Source organism: Aerococcus sp. L_32 (assembly GCF_050689315.1).
The window spans coordinates 1-781 of sequence record NZ_JBOEQF010000872.1 but is presented as its reverse complement, the minus strand read 5'-3'; the positions used below and the strand labels follow the sequence as shown (position 1 = coordinate 781).

1 protein-coding gene is annotated in these 781 nt (G+C 38.9%); it reads left to right on the top strand.

The window, feature by feature from the left end:
- Positions 1 to 616: alpha/beta hydrolase (locus tag ACRCJ0_RS17035; RefSeq protein WP_431391341.1), on the top strand; the 616-nt coding region annotated here is incomplete at its 5' end.
- Positions 617 to 781: the final 165 nt, after the last annotated feature.

The window sequence follows — 781 nt, the reverse complement described above, 5'->3', positions numbered from 1 at the left end:
ACTACAAGAAACTGCTAAGGCATTTGAAATTTTGCATCAACATGAGACTGAGTGGCGCATTGATACTGATAAGATTGGCCTAGCAGGATTTTCTGCTGGTGGTCACAATACCGGGATGTACAGTAATGTATGGCATGAAGATGTGATTCAAAATGCAACAAATTTGAAGGGCAAAGCCTTGAAACCAGCATTTAATATTTCTGCCTACGCCCTAACTGATATTGCCTATTATTATCACCAAAACATTGTCAATCCTGACCCAAATATCAAGGCCTATGCAACAGCTATATCTTTAGCTTGCTTTGGAAAACCACTACCTAGTGAAGCAGAAATTGAACGTTATTCTGTCCCAGCTACTGTGAATGAACATACTGCACCAACTTTTATTTGGGCAACACGTGAAGATGATGTTGTTAACGTACGTGATTCCTTATCACTAGCCTTAGCATTAGAAGAAAATCAAATTCCGTTTGAAATGCATATCTTCCAAGAAGGACCACACGGCCTTTCAGTGGCTAACGAGCTTTCTGCAACCATGCCCAATCAAGTGAATAAAACTGCCGCGCAATGGATACCTTTGGCAGAAACTTGGTTAAAAGAATTGATTTTAAAATAAAACAAAAACGGCAACTCCAGCTCATTATGAAAGTTGCCGTTTTTATTTTACGATTATTTTTCTGCTTGTTTGGCCATCCAGGCTTGCTGGTGTCCACGAGATATACGCATGATTTCTGTGTATAAATCAGCTAATTCTTCTTTTAGTTCAGGGTTTTCTAAGTAT